17 protein-coding genes are annotated in these 17,816 nt (G+C 54.4%); 7 read left to right on the top strand and 10 right to left on the bottom strand.

Annotated elements, in window-relative coordinates; genetic code table 11:
- The first annotated feature begins 63 nt into the window (after positions 1–63).
- The 4 genes from nadC (at position 64) to hofC (ending at position 4,140) form a co-directional block, all read left to right on the top strand.
- Positions 64–957 (top strand): carboxylating nicotinate-nucleotide diphosphorylase, encoded by an 894-nt coding sequence (gene nadC, locus AK59_RS0110385; protein WP_029882708.1) that lies wholly within the window; start codon positions 64–66, stop codon positions 955–957.
- A 176-nt stretch (positions 958–1,133) separates the two neighbouring features.
- On the top strand, positions 1,134–1,571 hold the full coding sequence (ppdD, locus tag AK59_RS0110380; RefSeq protein ID WP_029882707.1) for a prepilin peptidase-dependent pilin: 438 nt from the start codon (positions 1,134–1,136) through the stop codon (positions 1,569–1,571).
- Positions 1,572–1,583: 12 nt separating this feature from the next.
- The gene (gspE, locus tag AK59_RS0110375; protein WP_029882706.1) at positions 1,584–2,966 is read left to right on the top strand and encodes a type II secretion system protein GspE; all 1,383 of its coding nucleotides are present in this window, start codon (positions 1,584–1,586) and stop codon (positions 2,964–2,966) included.
- Entirely contained in the window at positions 2,956–4,140 is a 1,185-nt protein-coding gene (gene hofC / locus AK59_RS0110370; RefSeq protein ID WP_029882705.1) for a protein transport protein HofC, read from the top strand. The genes gspE and hofC overlap by 11 nt, the downstream gene beginning before the upstream one ends.
- A gap of 32 nt (positions 4,141–4,172) precedes the next feature.
- Here the strand turns inward: hofC and AK59_RS0110365 are convergent, their stop codons facing one another.
- Positions 4,173–5,216: a GMP reductase gene (locus AK59_RS0110365; RefSeq protein WP_020688503.1), complete on the bottom strand. Its 1,044-nt coding sequence runs from the start codon at positions 5,214–5,216 to the stop codon at positions 4,173–4,175.
- A 228-nt stretch (positions 5,217–5,444) separates the two neighbouring features.
- On the opposite strand from AK59_RS0110365, the gene coaE reads away from it, so the two are divergent.
- Genes coaE through yacG form a run of 3 tightly spaced genes read left to right on the top strand, consistent with a single transcriptional unit; the run spans position 5,445 to position 7,012 of the window.
- Entirely contained in the window at positions 5,445–6,065 is a 621-nt protein-coding gene (gene coaE / locus AK59_RS0110360; RefSeq protein ID WP_014830656.1) for a dephospho-CoA kinase, read from the top strand.
- Positions 6,065–6,808, top strand: coding sequence for a cell division protein ZapD (zapD, locus tag AK59_RS0110355; protein ID WP_029882704.1), 744 nt, complete (start codon positions 6,065–6,067; stop codon positions 6,806–6,808). The genes coaE and zapD overlap by 1 nt, the downstream gene beginning before the upstream one ends.
- 9 nt (positions 6,809–6,817) lie before the next feature.
- Entirely contained in the window at positions 6,818–7,012 is a 195-nt protein-coding gene (gene yacG / locus AK59_RS0110350) for a DNA gyrase inhibitor YacG (RefSeq protein WP_003856332.1), read from the top strand.
- A gap of 34 nt (positions 7,013–7,046) precedes the next feature.
- Here yacG and mutT read toward each other — a convergent pair whose 3' ends face one another.
- The 9 genes from mutT to murC form a co-directional block, all read right to left on the bottom strand.
- On the bottom strand, positions 7,047–7,439 hold the full coding sequence (gene mutT / locus AK59_RS0110345; protein ID WP_013095582.1) for an 8-oxo-dGTP diphosphatase MutT: 393 nt from the start codon (positions 7,437–7,439) through the stop codon (positions 7,047–7,049).
- A 56-nt stretch (positions 7,440–7,495) separates the two neighbouring features.
- Positions 7,496–10,201: a preprotein translocase subunit SecA gene (gene secA, locus AK59_RS0110340; protein ID WP_013095581.1), complete on the bottom strand. Its 2,706-nt coding sequence runs from the start codon at positions 10,199–10,201 to the stop codon at positions 7,496–7,498.
- A gap of 59 nt (positions 10,202–10,260) precedes the next feature.
- Positions 10,261–10,764: a secA translation cis-regulator SecM gene (gene secM / locus AK59_RS0110335; RefSeq protein ID WP_029882703.1), complete on the bottom strand. Its 504-nt coding sequence runs from the start codon at positions 10,762–10,764 to the stop codon at positions 10,261–10,263.
- A gap of 280 nt (positions 10,765–11,044) precedes the next feature.
- Positions 11,045–11,962 (bottom strand): UDP-3-O-acyl-N-acetylglucosamine deacetylase, encoded by a 918-nt coding sequence (gene lpxC, locus AK59_RS0110330; RefSeq protein ID WP_013095578.1) that lies wholly within the window; start codon positions 11,960–11,962, stop codon positions 11,045–11,047.
- 101 nt (positions 11,963–12,063) lie between these two features.
- The gene (gene ftsZ / locus AK59_RS0110325) at positions 12,064–13,215 is read right to left on the bottom strand and encodes a cell division protein FtsZ (RefSeq protein WP_008501978.1); all 1,152 of its coding nucleotides are present in this window, start codon (positions 13,213–13,215) and stop codon (positions 12,064–12,066) included.
- A gap of 63 nt (positions 13,216–13,278) precedes the next feature.
- Positions 13,279–14,535: a cell division protein FtsA gene (gene ftsA / locus AK59_RS0110320; protein ID WP_006173845.1), complete on the bottom strand. Its 1,257-nt coding sequence runs from the start codon at positions 14,533–14,535 to the stop codon at positions 13,279–13,281.
- Positions 14,532–15,374, bottom strand: coding sequence for a cell division protein FtsQ (ftsQ, locus tag AK59_RS0110315; RefSeq protein WP_013095577.1), 843 nt, complete (start codon positions 15,372–15,374; stop codon positions 14,532–14,534). Before ftsQ ends, ftsA begins: the two co-directional genes overlap by 4 nt.
- Position 15,375: 1 nt before the next feature.
- Entirely contained in the window at positions 15,376–16,296 is a 921-nt protein-coding gene (locus tag AK59_RS0110310) for a D-alanine--D-alanine ligase (protein ID WP_029882702.1), read from the bottom strand.
- Complete coding sequence (gene murC, locus AK59_RS0110305) at positions 16,289–17,764, bottom strand: UDP-N-acetylmuramate--L-alanine ligase (protein WP_029882701.1); 1,476 nt, start codon at positions 17,762–17,764, stop codon at positions 16,289–16,291. The genes AK59_RS0110310 and murC overlap by 8 nt, the downstream gene beginning before the upstream one ends.
- Positions 17,765–17,816: the final 52 nt, after the last annotated feature.

Below are 17,816 nucleotides of genomic sequence, written 5' to 3'. Positions count from 1 at the left end.
TGTTACTCGGTTCAGAGTAGCATGTTTCAATATTATGATTCGTTACCAATTTGGAGTTTTATCATGCCGCCTCGCCGCTACAACCCCGACCACCGACGTGAAGCGCTTCTGGAACGTATTAATATGGATATTCCGGCAAGCGTTGCCCATGCTTTGAAAGAAGATCTGGGCGGTGACGTCAGCGCGGACAACGATATTACCGCACAATTATTGCCGAAAGAGACACGCTCACACGCCGTGATCATCACCCGTGAAGATGGCGTGTTTTGCGGCAAGCGCTGGGTAGAAGAGGTCTTTACTCAACTGGCTGGCGATGAGGTGCAAATCACCTGGCATGTTGAAGACGGTGACGCCATTACCGCAAACCAGCCGCTGTTTGAGCTTGAAGGCCCGTCCCGCGTGCTGCTGACCGGTGAACGTACCGCGCTTAACTTTGTGCAGACCCTTTCAGGGGTGGCAAGCGAAGTGCGTCGTTACGTTGATCTGCTGGCCGGCACCCATACGCAACTGCTGGACACCCGTAAAACGCTGCCAGGTCTGCGCACGGCATTAAAGTACGCGGTGCTTTGTGGCGGGGGAGCCAACCACCGTCTGGGGTTGTCCGACGCCTTCCTGATTAAAGAGAACCACATTATTGCCTCTGGCTCCGTGCGTCAGGCGGTGGAGAAAGCCTTCTGGCTGCACCCGGATGTGCCGGTTGAAGTGGAAGTTGAAAATCTCGAAGAGCTGGAGCAGGCCATCAAGGCCGGTGCCGATATCATCATGCTCGATAACTTTGCAACAGCACAGATGCGCGAGGCGGTGAAGCTCACCAACGGCCAGGCACAGCTCGAAGTTTCAGGGAACGTCACCTTCGAAACAATCCGTGAATTCGCCGAAACCGGTGTGGACTACATTTCTGTCGGGGCGCTGACCAAGCACGTTCGCGCCCTCGATCTCTCCATGCGCTTCAAATAACGTCGTTTCCCCTCTCTGCCTGGAGAGGGGAAATTTCAGCCCTCCTCGCAATCTCTCTGTTCTTCTCTGCAAGTAAGCACAAATTCCCTGAACGCCGCTTCACGTTCCATTTTTTGCCCCTCGTCTGCTTTTTTCCCCGCTGTCAGAGTAGCGCCACTTAATCCTGAGGAGCAGATATGAACAGACAGCAAGGCTTCACGCTCATTGAGTTGATGGTGGTAATCGGCATTATTGCCATCCTGAGCGCCATTGGTATTCCCGCCTACCAGAACTACCTGCGAAAAGCGGCCCTGACCGACATGCTGCAAACGTTCGTGCCCTATCGCACGGCGATTGAACTTTGTGCCCTGGAACATGGCGGCGTGACGAGCTGCGACGGCGGCAGTAACGGTATCCCTTCTCCAACGACAACACGCTATGTCTCGGGAATGAGCGTGACGCAGGGCGTCGTGTCGTTAACCGGGCAGGAGAGCCTTAACGGACTTGAGGTGGTGGTGACGCCACAATGGAGTAGTGGCAACGGTATGACGGGCTGGAAACGTAGCTGCAATATCAGCAATGACAGTGCGCTCAAAGAGGCCTGCGAAGATGTTTTCCGTTTCGACAGTAACTGACAGGAGCGGATAATGAATTCAGATCAACTCGTCACCCTGTGCCAGCGCCACCATGCTTTGCTGCTGACCAGCGACGCCGACATGATTAGCATCGCCGTCGTGGGAAATCCCGCCGCTGAAATGATGGAAGCGCTGCGTTTCGCCACGCAAAAACGTATTGATATTGAATGCTGGACAGCGGAGCGCATGGAAAAACACCGGCAGTTAACCGCGCAATCACACCTCCCGGTTGTTTTAACGCCGCACAACACGGTGGATATTCTCAACCACACCCTGCAGCAGGCGATCAACCAGCGCGCATCTGACATTCATATCGAACCGATGGGGGATATCTGTCAGGTCCGCTTGCGTGTTGACGGCGTGCTTTGCCCGCTGCCTCCGCTTTCTGCAGCGGTGGCAAATACCCTCACCGCTCGCTTAAAAGTGCTGGGCCAACTGGATATTGCGGAGCGCCGTTTACCGCAGGATGGTCAATTTACGATTGAACTGGCAAGCGAGCCGGTCTCTTTTCGCATCGCCACGCTTCCCTGCAGCGGCGGAGAGAAAATTGTGCTGCGCCTGCTGCATCAGGTTCATCAGGCGCTGGAACCCGAAAAACTGGGAATGAGTGCGAAACAGCTGACCCGCTTTAACGAGATACTCCATCAACCGCAGGGGCTGATTTTGGTCACGGGCCCCACTGGCAGCGGAAAAACGGTCACGCTCTATAGCGCATTGCAGGCGCGTAATACCCCTGACGTTAACATCTGCAGCGTGGAAGATCCGATCGAGATCCCGCTTGCGGGGCTGAACCAAACGCAGATTAATCCCCGTGCGGGCTTAACCTTTCAGAGCGTTCTGCGGGCGCTCCTGCGTCAGGATCCGGACATCATTATGGTAGGCGAAATCCGCGATAGTGAAACGGCAGAGATCGCCATTAACGCCGCACAGACCGGGCATCTGGTGCTGTCGACGCTACACACCAACTCCACGACGGAAACCGTCATTCGCCTGCAGCAGATGGGGGTCGCACGCTGGATGATCTCCTCTGCGCTTTCGCTGGTGATTGCCCAGCGACTGGTACGTCGTCTGTGTCCTCACTGTCGGCAGGAAGCCAACAGCCGCGCAGAATTACCGCGCACCGTATGGCCCCGGCCGCTTCCTCGCTGGCAACCTGGCGGCTGCGATCGCTGCTATCACGGCTTTTATGGCCGCGTCGCCATTTTTGAAGTCCTCGCCATCGACACCACGCTCCGGCAGGCCATCGCCAGTGGCGCCTCGATAGAAGTCATCGAAGCCAGCGCCCGTCAGGCGGGAATGACATCGTTATTTGAGCAGGGTTGTCTGGCCGTTGAGCAAGGACTGACCACGCTCGAAGAGTTGCTGCGCGTGCTGGGAATGCCCAATGAGTGTTAATCATCTATGGCGCTGGCGGGCGCTATCCAGTGAAGGCGAATCTCTGTGTGGGGTGCTGTGGGCGGCAGATCGCGAAACGGCCTTCGTCAGGCTGATGCGTAAAGAGTTACATCCACTTTCGCTCGCCCGATGCTCGCTGACGCACCGCTGGCGACCCCAGCATTGCTATGAGATGTTTCGCCAGCTTGCCACGCTGTTGCAGGCTGGCCTGACGTTATCGCAAAGTCTGCAAATGCTGGCCGAGCAGCATCCTGTCAAACACTGGCAGGCGCTGCTGGAAAACATGAATGATGATCTGAGCGAGGGATGCGCCTTTTCAGAGGCGCTGAAGCGATGGCCTGCGGTATTTAGCCCGCTGTATGTCTCGATGGTAAAAACAGGGGAGCTAACGGGGAAGCTGGAAACGTGCTGCCGCGAGCTCGCTCAGCAGCAACAATCCCAGCAGCAACTCACGGCAAAAGTGAAGAAGGCGTTGCGCTATCCGACGATCATTCTGGCGCTGGCCGTTCTTGTCGTTCTGGCCATGGTCACCCTGGTCTTGCCGGAGTTTGCGGCCATCTACAAAACGTTTAATACTCCCCTGCCGCTGCTGACACAGATGGTCATGGGCCTGTCGGCGTTTATCCAGACATACGCCATCGCCCTGTTCGTGCTGCTGCTTATTCCCGTGGCCATCGCCTGGGCGCTGCGACGGGATCCGCGCTGGCAACGTATCATGATGCATATTCCCGTGACGGGAAGGCTGGCAAGAGGGCAAAAACTGGGGCAGATCTTTACCGTACTGTCACTCACCCAGCAGGCGGGCATCCCCTTTTTACAGGGATTACAGAGCGCGGAAGAAACTGTTGATAGCCGGTACTGGCAAGGCATATTGCGCAGCGTTCGTGGGGACATTGAACAAGGCTTTACCGTCTGGTCTTCATTTCAGAAAGCGGCCGTTTTTACCCCGCTGTGCATTCAACTCATACGCACCGGAGAAGTCTCTGGGTCACTCGACATTATGCTGGAAAACCTTGCCCGCCATCATACGGAGCAAACCTTTCAACTGGCAGATAATCTGGCCGCGCTTCTGGAGCCAGTGCTGCTGATTGTGACGGGGGTGATTATCGGTACGCTGGTGGTGGCGATGTATCTGCCCATTTTCCATCTCGGGGATGCAATGAGCGCGGGATAACGCTGGCGTACGGACATACGCCAGCAGAAACATTACAGGCTATTGAAAACGCGGTTTTCCTGCTCCTGAACGCGGATAAACGTCGTACGTTTTGTCAGCTCTTTCAGACGGGATGCCCCAACGTAGGTACATGCGGAACGCAGGCCGCCCAGAATGTCACGAGCCGTGTTTTCGACCGGGCCACGCAGGGGCAGCTTCACGGTTTTGCCTTCCGCAGCACGGTATTTTGCCACGCCACCTACGTGACGGGTCATTGCTGATTCTGAGCTCATGCCGTAGAACAGCATGAACTTCTCGCCGTTCTCTTCAACCACGGTACCGCCGCTCTCTTCATGACCCGCCAGCATGCCGCCGAGCATCACGAAATCCGCGCCGCCGCCAAAGGCTTTCGCGACATCACCCGGCATGGTGCAACCGCCGTCGCTGATGATCTGGCCGCCCAGACCGTGCGCGGCATCAGCACACTCAATCACCGCAGAAAGTTGCGGGTAACCCACACCGGTCTTCACACGCGTGGTACACACGGAACCCGGGCCAATGCCCACTTTTACGATGTCTGCACCGGAAAGGATCAGCTCTTCACACATTTCACCGGTTACCACGTTGCCCGCGATAATGGTTTTGGTGGGCCAGGCCTCACGCGCCTTGCTGACAAACTGCACGAAGTGCTCGGAGTAACCATTTGCCACATCAATACAGACAAAATTGAGCGCCGGGTTAGCGTTAAGAATCTGTTTGGTCTTCTCGAAATCGGCATCGGAGGTACCGGTGGAAACCATGACATGCTTCACCACATCGTCCGATGCAGAGGCGATAAAGGCATTCCACTCTTCCGGGCTGTAGTGCTTATGCACAGCGGTAAGGATATCGAATTTCGCCAGTGCGGTTGCCATCTCGAAGGTTCCCACCGTATCCATATTGGCTGCGATGATCGGCACGCCAGACCAGGTCTGACCGGAATGTTTAAAGGTGAATTGACGTTCGAGTTCAACGTCTGAGCGACTTTTCAGTGTAGAGCGTTTAGGGCGGATAAGAACGTCTTTGAAACCTAACTTCAGATCTTCTTCGATACGCATGTGCGGATTCCTGGGGTTAGAGGCAAATATGTTAAAAGCACAACTCCAGTGACGTTATCATACGCACTAATACCTGCTCCGCAAGACTGCGAAATTCTCTTTTTTTACGCTACAATCCTATAAATTTACCTGGTAAAAAGCCGGTAAAGAGAGCCAAACAGTGGCTGGCGCACGTTTGAATTTTAACCAACTGATTTTAATAATGAATAATTCCCAGGATTTGATTTAATGGGGTATATCGTCGCATTAACCGGCGGCATCGGTAGCGGGAAAAGTACCGTTGCGGACGCATTTTCTCGTCTGGGTATCACCATAATCGATGCCGATATCATTGCCCGTCAGGTGGTAGAGCCAGATACACCCGCACTAAACGCCATTAAGGCACATTTTGGTCAGGCAATTATCAACGCGGATGGCACGCTAAATCGCCGCAAGCTTCGTGAGTGCATTTTTTCTGATTCTTCAGAAAAGGCCTGGCTTAATGCTCTGCTCCACCCCATTATCCACCAGGAAACCCAGCGTCAGATTGCCGCAGCCCGCTCGCCGTATGTTCTGTGGGTGGTTCCGCTGCTGGTAGAGAATCAACTGCACAATAAAGCGGACCGGGTACTGGTCATTGATGTCTCACCCGAAACGCAAATCCAGCGCACCGTGGCGCGCGACCATGTCTCGCGCGAACAGGCTGAACAAATTCTTGCCGCTCAGGCCACGCGCGCTCAGCGCCTTGCCGTTGCGGATGATGTTATTGATAATAACGGCGCACCAGATGCCATTGCATCGGATGTTGCCCGCCTGCACGCGCAGTATCTGACGTATGCCGCGCAGGCCGTTGCACAGGAAAAACCATAATGTCGACCCACATCCTTTTTGAGCATCCGCTCAACGAAAAAATGCGTACCTGGCTGCGTATCGAATTTCTGATTCAACAACTCTCACAACATTTGCCCATCAACGATCATGCGACGGCGCTGCACTTCTTCCGCAATGTGGGCGATCTTCTGGATGTAATTGAACGAGGCGACGTTCGCACCGAGCTACTGAAAGAGCTGGAGCGCCAGCAGCGTAAATTACAGGCCTGGGCCGAAGTACCGGGCGTTGACCAGAGCCGCATTGATTCACTCCGTCAACAGCTTAAAAACAGCAGCAGTACGCTGATGGCCGCTCCCCGCGTTGGGCAGTTTTTGCGCGAAGACCGCTTAATCGGGCTGGTGCGCCAGCGCCTGAGTATCCCGGGCGGCTGCTGCAGCTTTGACCTGCCGACACTGCATATGTGGTTGCATATGCCGCAGGTCCAGCGTGATGCACAGGTGAAAAGCTGGCTGGACAGCCTGGAGCCGATGCATCATACGTTATCCCTGATCCTCGATCTCATCCGTAACTCGGCGCCATTCCGCAAGCAAACCAGCCTGAACGGTTTCTACCAGGACAACGGTGATGATGCGGATCTGCTGCGTCTTAACCTCTCTTTAGGTGAACAGCTTTACCCGCAAATCTCCGGGCATAAGAGTCGTTTTGCGATTCGCTTTATGCCGCTGGATAGTGAAAATGGCACCGTGCCGGAACGCCTCGATTTTGAACTGGCCTGTTGTTAAGGAGTGCCTATGTCTGATGTAACCACCGTAAACTGCCCAACCTGTGGCAAAACTGTTGTCTGGGGAGAGGTGAGTCCGTTTCGCCCATTCTGCTGTAAGCGCTGTCAGTTAATTGACCTGGGCGAATGGGCGGCGGAAGAGAAACGCATTCCAAGTGAAGGCGATCTCTCGGACAGCGATGACTGGAGCGAGAACCAGCAGTAGAGTTCAAAGCCTGCTGGCGCTTCGCTTAGCAGGCCTACAGGTTGCCCGTTAGCCGGGATATGACGGGCGCATTTGCCGGAGGAAATTTTTCGGCATCACTCGCGTGAAGCGAAACCCAGCCACCCGGTTGACCCTCTTTCCCCCAGGGTTCCCCCTCCCAGCTTTCCACAAGCCAGAACCACAGCGTGATGTGACGATCCGGAAACTGGTATTCCAGCTTATCAAACAGCGTTGCGCCAATCGGAGTAATGCCGACCTCTTCCTGAAGCTCACGCACCAGCGCCTGCTCCGGCGTTTCACCGGACTCGATTTTCCCGCCAGGAAACTCCCACTTGTTTGCCATGTGGGCGTCAGCGGCACGTTGCGTAATGAAGATTTGGTTTTGCGGGTTGCGAATAATCCCGACAGCAATTTGCAGTATTTTCATATTGTCACTTCCATAAAAAAGGCGCAGATTTCTGCGCCTTTTCGTTTTTTATGAACTTAGCTCAGACGGCCGTGGCACGCCTTATATTTTTTACCGGAACCGCATGGACACGGATCGTTACGCCCCACTTTGCGATCGCCAGTTTGCGCGGCGATTGCCGCAGCGGCTTCGCTATCGTCAGTCTGGTGGCTAAGCTGCTGCATCTGTGCCAGACGCTCGGCTTCCTCACGACGCTGTTGCTCCATCGCTTCCACTTCTTCCGGCATACGCACCTGCACTTTGCTCAGGGTGCTGATAACTTCATATTTCAGCGACTCCAGCATGGAGGCAAACATCGAGAAGGATTCGCGCTTGTACTCCTGCTTGGGATCTTTCTGCGCATAGCCACGCAGGTGGATCCCCTGACGCAGGTAGTCCATCGCCGCCAGGTGCTCTTTCCACAGTGAGTCCAGCGTCTGCAGCATCACCCCTTTTTCGAAGTGACGCATCATCTCAGCACCCACAACCTCTTCCTTACGCTTGTATACTTCCAGAGCGGTTTCGTAGATACGCTCGCGCAGGGTCTCTTCGTGCAGTTCAGGCTCTTTATCCAGCCACTCTTTGATTGGCAGGTCGAGGTCGAAGTCGTTTTTCAGGCGCTCCTGAAGGCCTTCGATATCCCACATCTCTTCCAGAGACTGAGGCGGAATGTGCGCATCGATAGTCGCTTTGAACACATCTTCACGAATGCTGTTGATGGTTTCGCTTACATCGGATACGTCCAGCAGTTCGTTACGCTGGGTATAGATAGCACGACGCTGATCGTTGGCGACGTCGTCATATTCCAGCAGCTGCTTACGAATATCGAAGTTGCGGCTTTCCACTTTACGCTGCGCGTTGGCAATCGCTTTGGTCACCCATGGGTGCTCAATGGCTTCACCAGGTTTCATCCCCAGCTTACGCATCATGCCGGAAACACGGTCAGAGGCGAAGATACGCATCAGCGCATCTTCCATCGACAGGTAGAAGCGGGAAGAACCGGCATCCCCCTGACGACCTGCACGACCACGCAGCTGGTTATCGATACGACGTGATTCGTGACGCTCGGTACCAATGATGTGCAGACCACCAGATGCCAGAACCGCGTCATGACGCACCTGCCAGTCGGCTTTGATCTGCGCAATCTGTTCCGGCGTTGGGTTTTCCAGCTCAGCCACTTCGGCCTGCCAGCTACCGCCCAGCATAATATCGGTACCACGACCCGCCATGTTGGTGGCGATGGTCACGGCCGCCGGATAACCCGCCTGCGCAACGATATCTGCTTCTTTGGCGTGGAATTTGGCGTTCAGTACGTTGTGCTTGATACCCGCTTTGGTCAGCTCATTAGACACCACTTCGGATTTCTCGATGGAGATGGTCCCCACCAGAACCGGCTGGCCTTTAGCAGTACGTTCACGAATATCTTCGATGATTGCCTGAATTTTTTCCGCTTCGGTCATGTAGACCAGGTCCGGCATGTCCTTACGGATCATTGGACGGTTGGTTGGAACGACAACGGTATCCAGTTTGTAGATGGAGCTGAATTCAAACGCTTCGGTATCTGCTGTACCGGTCATCCCTGCCAGCTTCTCGTACAGACGGAAGTAGTTCTGGAAGGTAATAGACGCCAGCGTCTGGTTTTCGTTTTGAATATCCACGCCTTCTTTGGCTTCAACAGCCTGGTGCAGACCGTCAGACCAGCGACGACCCTGCATGGTACGGCCGGTGTGCTCATCAACGATGATGACTTCGCCGTCTTTGACGATGTAGTCGACATCGCGAGTGAACAGCGCATGGGCGCGCAGTGCGGCAGTCACGTGGTGCATCAGCATGATGTTGCTCGGGGAGTAAAGAGACTCACCCTCTTCCATGATGCCTTCAGCCACTAACAGCTCTTCAATTTTAACCAGACCACGTTCAGTCAGGTTCACCTGGCGCGCTTTTTCATCAACGGAGAAGTGGCCTTCACCCTGGAAGGTATCGGAGTCTTCTTTCTCCTGACGCAGCAGGTGTGGAATGATTTTGTCGACTTTACGGTACATATCAGAGCTGTCTTCGGCCGGGCCGGAGATGATCAGCGGGGTACGCGCTTCATCGATCAGAATGGAGTCCACCTCATCCACCAGCGCATAGTGCAATTTACGCTGCACACGTTCTTCAGGGCTGAACGCCATGTTGTCACGCAGGTAGTCGAAGCCGTATTCGTTGTTGGTACCGTAGGTGATATCGGCGTTATACGCTTCGCGCTTGGCTGGCGCAGGGAGACCGGACATGTTGATGCCGACGGTCATCCCCAGGAATTCGAACAATGGACGGTTATTTTCGGCGTCACGCTGTGCCAGATAGTCGTTGACGGTCACGACGTGCACGCCTTTGCCGGTCAGTGCGTTCAGGTAGGCAGGCAGCGTCGCGGTCAGGGTTTTACCTTCACCTGTACGCATTTCCGCGATGCAGCGCTCGTTAAGCACCATACCGCCCAGCAGCTGCACGTCGAAGTGACGCATGCCGAATACACGTTTACTCGCTTCACGCACAACCGCGAAGGCTTCCGGGATCAGGCTTTCTAAGGTTTCGCCTTTTTCCAGGCGTGCGCGGAATTCTGCGGTTTTCGCTTTCAGCTCGTCATCAGACAGCTTTTCCATCGCCGGTTCCATACCGTTGATGACAGCGACAGCTTTGCGCATACGGCGCAGGGTACGATCGTTACGACTACCAAAAACTTTGGTTAATAATTTGATTAGCATAATAAATTCTCAAACGCCCCATAACGGGCAGATAAATTAAGGTATTGAAAACGGTTAATTTAACTGAGGCGCTGAGGCCCGGCGCGAATGCCGTGAACCTGGCTTATCCACGTCGAGACAGAGAATGTGGCGGGTGAAACAACGACGGATTGCGCTGTCTGCGGAACGCTAACAGCTGGCTGGCTGTCCTGCGTCAACAGCGCGTTGAGCGTATCCAGCAGCGCAAGATGTTGCGCCTGAACCGGCAGCGTCTCTTCAGCAACCGGTATGGCCTGTGGCGCCATTGCAAATGACAGATGGCGAATAACCGTGCGGATGGCGTGCTGCTGCCAGTAATCTACCGAAAAGTTAGGACGGCGGCTGGCTTCAAGCCACGCAAGATTGGTGAAGTTAACGCGCGCGGTGAGATCGTGTTTGGTGGTTGACGTCTTTGCCGGTGTGGCAGCTTCAGCGCTGTTACTGAGCGCAGGCAAGCCGAAACTCGCCGCGACCATCCCTAATAAGAGATGCGGCCAGAAGTAACGTCTGCCAAATTGTCGCCAGCGCGTCAGAATTCCGCTCACTTGCTCCACCACATAAGCCCATCTTAAACAGGCTGAGTTCAGTTATTCTTTTAAGCGCCCAGATATTACCACTAAAGCCAATACACAGCAGCAGGAATGACGTACTGCAGCGGGGAAAAACGGTCAAGAATGCAGCTAACGCACAGATTTTCTACGCCTGCTAAGCGAAAGGGGAAGCTGGGGCAAAATGAAGAAAGGTAAAAATAAAAACGACTGGTTTCCCTGGTCGGAGAGAGTACCAGGTTAACCAGTCGATTTTTTTACGAGACGGCTTGAACCGTTACGCCAGAACCAGGCCAGGGGCTTTGAAGGCCAGCGGCAGTTCAGCTTCGTCTTCGAAGGTCACATACTCCCAGGCTTCCTGTTTTGCCAGGACGGCCTGCAAGAGTTTGTTATTCAACGCATGACCGGATTTGAACGCGGTAAATGCACCAATAATGTTGTGACCACACATGAACAAGTCGCCAATTGCATCAAGCATTTTGTGGCGAACGAATTCATCTTCGAAACGCAGACCGTCTTCGTTCAGTACGCGATAATCGTCAACAACGATGGCACAATCGAAGCTGCCGCCCAGGCACAGGCCGCGGGACTGCAGATATTCGATATCACGCATGAAGCCGAAAGTACGAGCACGGCTGATCTGGCGCATAAACGCATCAGCAGAGAAGTTCATCGCATAGCGCTGGGTACTGGCATCAATCGCCGGATGGTTAAAATCGATGGTGAAGTCCAACGAGAAACCATTGTACGGTTTGAATTCAGCCCACTTGTCGCCATCTTCGACGCGAACGGTCTCTTTGATGCGAACAAATTTCTTTGCGCAGTTCAGTTCTTCGATGCCGGCATCCAGCAACAGATAAACGAACGGAGCAGCACTACCATCCATGATTGGGATTTCTGGCGCATCGACTTCAACAATAATGTTGTCGATACCCAGACCCGCCAGGGCGGCGTTCAGATGCTCTACGGTAGAAATCCGCACGTCATGCTCGTTCACCAGACAAGTACAGAGCATAGTATCACGCACAGATTTGGCATCGGCCGGAAAATCTACCGGTGGATTCAAGTCGGTGCGACGATAGATGACCCCGGTATTGGCCGGCGCAGGGCGTAACGTCAGGGTGACTTTCTTGCCGGTATGTAAACCGACACCCGTCGCCTGAACGATACGTTTAAGTGTCCTTTGTTTGATCATCGTATAATCTCGCCAAATTAACTATCCAACCGAGAGTGTATATCACTAACGGTGGGCCAGTTTAGCACAAAGAGCGGAAATCCCCAAATTCCAGCCAATTCTTAGTCAGCTTGCTTACGCAGGAACGCCGGGATATCCAGATAATCTGGCTCTTTCGCCGTTTGCGGCGTTGGGTCATTAACCACTTTCGCGGCCGGTTTTTGCTCCTGAGTCAGAGGAGACATACCGTGCTGCTGGTAACGATCCATTACCGGTTGCTGAGTCTGCTTGTTCGTCACCAGAGTGATTTCAGGACGCTTGTCCATACCGATACCGGTAGCAACAACCGTTACACGCAGCTCGTCGTTCATTTCCGGATCAAGGGAGGTACCGATTACCACGGTCGCGTTGTCAGAGGCGAACGCACGGATGGTGTTACCCACGGTTTCGAACTCATCCAGACGCAGGTCGAAGCCAGCGGTGATGTTGACCAGCACGCCACGCGCACCCGACAGATCGATATCTTCCAGCAGCGGAGAAGAGATAGCCATTTCTGCCGCTTCTTCCGCACGGTCTTCACCGCTCGCCACGCCGGAGCCCATCATCGCGTAGCCCATTTCGGACATCACGGTGCGAACGTCAGCAAAGTCAACGTTCATCAGGCCAGGACGGGTAATCAGTTCAGCGATACCCTGAACCGCGCCTTTCAGCACGTCGTTTGCTGCGCCAAAGGCATCCAGCAGAGAGATACCGCGACCCAGCACTTTCAGCAGTTTGTCGTTCGGGATGGTGATCAGCGAGTCCACATGCTTGGACAGCTCGGTGATACCCTGCTCCGCGAAGGCCATACGTTTCTTGCCTTCAAAATTGAAAGGCTTGGTCACGACAGCAACGGTCAGGATACCTAAATCTTTAGCCACTTCAGCCACAACAGGTGCTGCGCCGGTACCTGTACCGCCACCCATACCTGCTGCGATGAAGACCATGTCCGCACCTTCCAGTGCAGCACGCAGCGCTTCACGATCTTCTTCAGCCGCATTGCGACCTACTTCCGGGTTAGCCCCTGCGCCCAGACCTTTGGTGATGCCACCACCGATCTGGATAGTCTGGCCGACTGCCGTCTTACGCAGTGCCTGTGCATCGGTGTTAACCGCAAAGAATTCAACACCTTCAATGCGCTCGCGCACCATATGCTCTACGGCGTTACCGCCGCCGCCACCGACGCCGATGACTTTAATCACCGCGTCGTTGGTCAGTTCCATAGGTTCAAACATAATTTCTCTCTCCGTTGTGCCTGTCGCCCGAGACCGTTAATTCTCTCCGGTCTCTTAAAAAAATTAAAACTCTTTTCGCAGCCAGTTGTTCAGTCGTTTGACCCACGACCCTACTGAGACGCGTTTTTCCACTTCTGCTTCACCACTGAGATGGGATTCTTTCCCGTAGTGGAGCAGGCCAACAGCCGTTGAATAGTAAGGCTCCTGGGCATAATCCGTTAAACCGGTAATATTCAGCGGTGCGCCAATACGCACCTGCGTATGGAACACACGCTGCGCACAGGCCGCAAGACCTTCAATTTGCGCTGCACCGCCGGTTAATACAATCCCCGCCGCAAGATGATGTTTTACGCCCTGCTGGCGAAGCTGTTCCTGTAATTGCAAAATCTCTTCGTTGACCAGGTTGAGCAGCTCGGTATAGCGCGGCTCAATCACCTCTGCCAACGTCTGGCGCTGCAGGCTACGCGGCGGACGACCGCCCACGCTTGGCACTTCAACGCTCTCATCTTTGCCAACGATAGACCCCAGCGCACAACCGTGGCGCACTTTAATCGCTTCTGCATCGCTTGGCGGCGTACCAAACGCGTAGGCAATATCGCTGGTCACCACGTTCCCCGCGTAAGGGATCACTTTGGTGTGGCGCAGGGCACCGCCGGTATACACGGCCATATCCATTGTACCACCACCAATATCGACCACACAGACGCCCAGTTCACGTTCATCTTCGGTCAGCACGGAATAGCTTGCCGCCAGACCGGCGAAAATAAGTTGGTCAACTTTCAGGCCACAACGTTCAACGGCTTTTACGATGTTCTTCGCCATATCGTTGTGACATGTGATCAGGTGCACTTTTGCCTGCATACGCACGCCAGACAGACCAACCGGGTTCTTGATCCCTTCCTGGTAGTCAATCGCGTACTCTTGCGGAATCACGTGCAATACGCGGTGCTCATCGCGGACACGCACAGATTTCGCCGTGTGTACTACGTTTTCAACGTCTTCCTGCGTCACTTCTTCTTCAGAAATGGGCACCATGCCGATTTCGTTCTGGCAGCTGATATGCTTACCAGAGAGGGCCAGATAGACAGAGGAAATCTGGCAATCTGCCATTAATTCAGCCTGATCGATGGCGCGCTGCACGCATTTCACCACCGACTCAAGATCGTTTACCCCACCTTTATCCATACCACGGGACGGGCAGCTGCCCACGCCAATGATATTGACCATACCGTCGGGCAGAACTTCCCCTACTAAAGCGGCAACCTTCGCGGTGCCAATCTCCAGTCCAACTACCAGTTTTCTGTCCGTCGCCTTGATCATTGTTGTTCTGCCTGTACCTGTGCCTGATTCTGTTGCTGATTAGGTTCCTCGACCGGAGCCGGTACCCAACCGACTGCTGCGCCTGAGTCATAGCGCAAATCAACGTAGCTTATCCGTTTGCCGTCAGTCTGTGCCTGCTGCTGTAAAACCGGGTAAAGTTCTACAAAACGCGCCAGACGCTTCATCGTGTCGCCGCGGCCAAGGTTGAGCTTAATGCCATTCGTTAAGGTGAGCTGCCACGAACGGCGCGCCGTCATCGCAGCTTCTTTTAACGTAAACCTGTCCTTCGCCAGCACTTGCCCCATCTCGCGAAAACCCTGTAACACTTCGTTTTCGCTGCCTTCAGGACCATACAACATCGGTAAATTTTGCTTGTTGACACGATCGGCCGGGACGCTGAAGGAATTTCCGTCTACGTCAACCATGTGCTGATCATTCCAACGCGCAATGGGCACATATTCAACCAGATGAATCTTCAATTCATCAGGCCATTGCTTTCTTACACTCGCCTGTTTTATCCAGGGCAGACGTTCAATCTGACTCTGGATAATGTTGACATCCTGCGTCATAAAGGTGCCAGGCGACCCCAGTGCCAGAATCGACTGGCGAATATCATCGTTACGCGTGTAGTGGCGTTCACCGGTGACCACCAGCTTCGACAGCGGCAACCGCTGCGCATCTTCCATCCAGCCCAGTACCATCCAGCCGCTGATAAACACGGTGCACAGCACCCCGAGCAGGAAAATAATCCCTGCAAGACGCGTTCCATTACTCCGGCGTGAAGAAGAATATTCTTCCTCGTCATCGCGGTTGCGCGTGTTCAATGCAGCCTGAGACATATCAGCCCGCCTGGTCCAGAATACGTACGACTAACTGCGAGAAGCTCATCCCCGCCTGACGCGCGGCCATCGGCACAAGGCTGTGGCTGGTCATGCCTGGAGAAGTATTCGCTTCCAGCAAATAAAATTGCCCATCGCTGTCGAGCATCACATCAATGCGTCCCCAGCCACTGCAACCAAGAATATGCCAGGCTTTAAGCACCAGGGACTGTAAATCCGCTTCACGTTCTGCTTCAAGACCTGCTGGGCAGAAATATTGCGTCTCGTCAGAGAGATACTTCGCCTCATAATCATAGAAGACGCCAGCAGGTTGGATGCGAATCGACGGTAAAATTTCTTCACCAAGCATCGCCACGGTAAATTCCGGCCCGCTGAGCCATTTTTCAATCAGAACTTCTTCATCGTGTTGAAATGCCAGCGCTAAAGCTGACGATAAATCGTCAGCTTTATCAACTTTGGACATCCCAACGCTCGACCCTTCACGGCTGGGCTTTACAATAACCGGTAAGCCCAGCTCAGCAATGCGTGCATTAACGCTATCCTGAAGGCCCATTTCAAATTCGCGGCGCGTCAACGCAACCCACCGCGCAACCGGCAAACCCGCTCCCTGCCACAGCAGCTTACTGCGCAGTTTATCCATTGAGATGGCGGAGGCCATCACGCCGCTGCCGGTGTAGGGCATACCGATGAGATCCAGCAACCCTTGCAGGGTACCGTCTTCTCCCCCACGACCGTGCAGAGCAATAAAGACTTTATCGAAGCCCATTGCTTTCAGCTGCGTTACATCGACCTCTTTCGGATCGACCAGATGTGCATTAACGCCAGCCTCACGCAGGCCCGCCAGTACCGCAGCGCCTGAATTCAGGGAAACCTCGCGCTCGGCGGAGGTGCCGCCAGACAGGACAGCAATCTTATCAGCCATGATGCTCATCCTCCTGAGTTTGCGGCTTCAGTTTGATTTCAGCTAAGGTACGGGCGATTTTGCCGATATTTCCCGCGCCCTGAATCAGAATCAAATCGTTACCTGTCAGTACCGGCGCCAGAATTTCGGCGACCTGAGCAGGATCCGAAACCAAAATAGGGTCTACTTTACCGCGTCCGCGAATGGTTCGACACAGAGAACGGCTGTCCGCGCCCGGGATCGGCGTTTCACCTGCAGAATAAACATCCAGCATCAGCAATGTGTCCACCTGGGACAGCACGCTGGCGAAATCGTCATACAGATCGCGCGTACGCGTAAAACGGTGTGGCTGGAAGATCATCACCAGGTTCTTCTCTGGCCATCCCGCACGTGCGGCCTTAATGGTCGCGTCCACTTCGGTTGGATGGTGGCCATAGTCGTCTACCAGCATGGCAGTACCCGGTTTACCGTTTACCGCATCCAGCGGGAATTCGCCAAGGAAGTCGAAACGACGCCCGGTTCCCTGGAAGCTTTCCAGAGCACGCAGGATCGCATCGTCATCAATGCCTTCTTCTGTTGCGACGGCCACCGCCGCGGCTGCGTTCAGGGCGTTATGACGGCCTGGTGCGTTCAGCGTCACGTGCAGCAGTTCTTTGTCCTGACGCGCCAGGGTGAAATGCCCCTGCGCACCAATCTGTTTGTACTCTTCCACGCGAACATCCGCGTCTTCATTGAAACCATAGGTGGTGATCTGACGACCAACCCGCGGCAACAACTCGCGAATGACCGGATCGTCCACACACATTACCGCGCGTCCATAGAACGGCAGGTTATGCAGGAAGTTGATAAAGGTCTGCTTTAAGTTCTCGAAGTCGCCCTGGTAGGTATCCATGTGGTCAGCTTCGATGTTAGTGACAATCGCCACCATCGGCTGCAGATGCAGGAACGACGCATCGCTCTCATCCGCTTCCGCAATCAGATAACGGCTGTGGCCCAGACGCGCATGCACACCTGCTGCTTTTACCAGACCACCGTTGACGAACGTCGGGTCGAGACCCGCTTCGGCATAAATACTGGAAACCATCGCCGTGGTCGTGGTTTTACCGTGCGTCCCGGCAATCGCAATCCCGTGACGGAAACGCATCAGCTCTGCCAGCATTTCCGCGCGGCGGATCACCGGAATACGCGCTTCATGCGCGGCCACAATTTCCGGGTTATCAGAGGAGATGGCGCTGGATACCACCACCACACTCGCATCGCGCACGTTTTCCGGGCGATGGTTGAAATAGATAGTCGCCCCAAGCGACGCCAGTTGCTGCGTAACAGGGTTTGGCGCCAGGTCAGACCCGCTGATCTGATAGCCTTCGTTAGCTAACACTTCGGCAATACCGCCCATGCCAGCACCACCGATGCCAACAAAGTGAATGTGCCGGACGCGACGCATCTCGGGCACGATTGAACGCAGTTTTGCCAGTTGTTGTGTATTCATTCTCTAAACGCCATCGACTACTTAAAAAATTCGTGCCGCGCTTCACGCGCTG

The sequence above is a fragment of the Enterobacter sp. T1-1 genome, from assembly GCF_000710795.1.
Classification (GTDB): Bacteria; Pseudomonadota; Gammaproteobacteria; order Enterobacterales; family Enterobacteriaceae; genus Enterobacter; species Enterobacter cloacae.
Note: the sequence above shows the minus strand (reverse complement) of the source record. Positions and strands in the feature narration are given on the sequence as shown.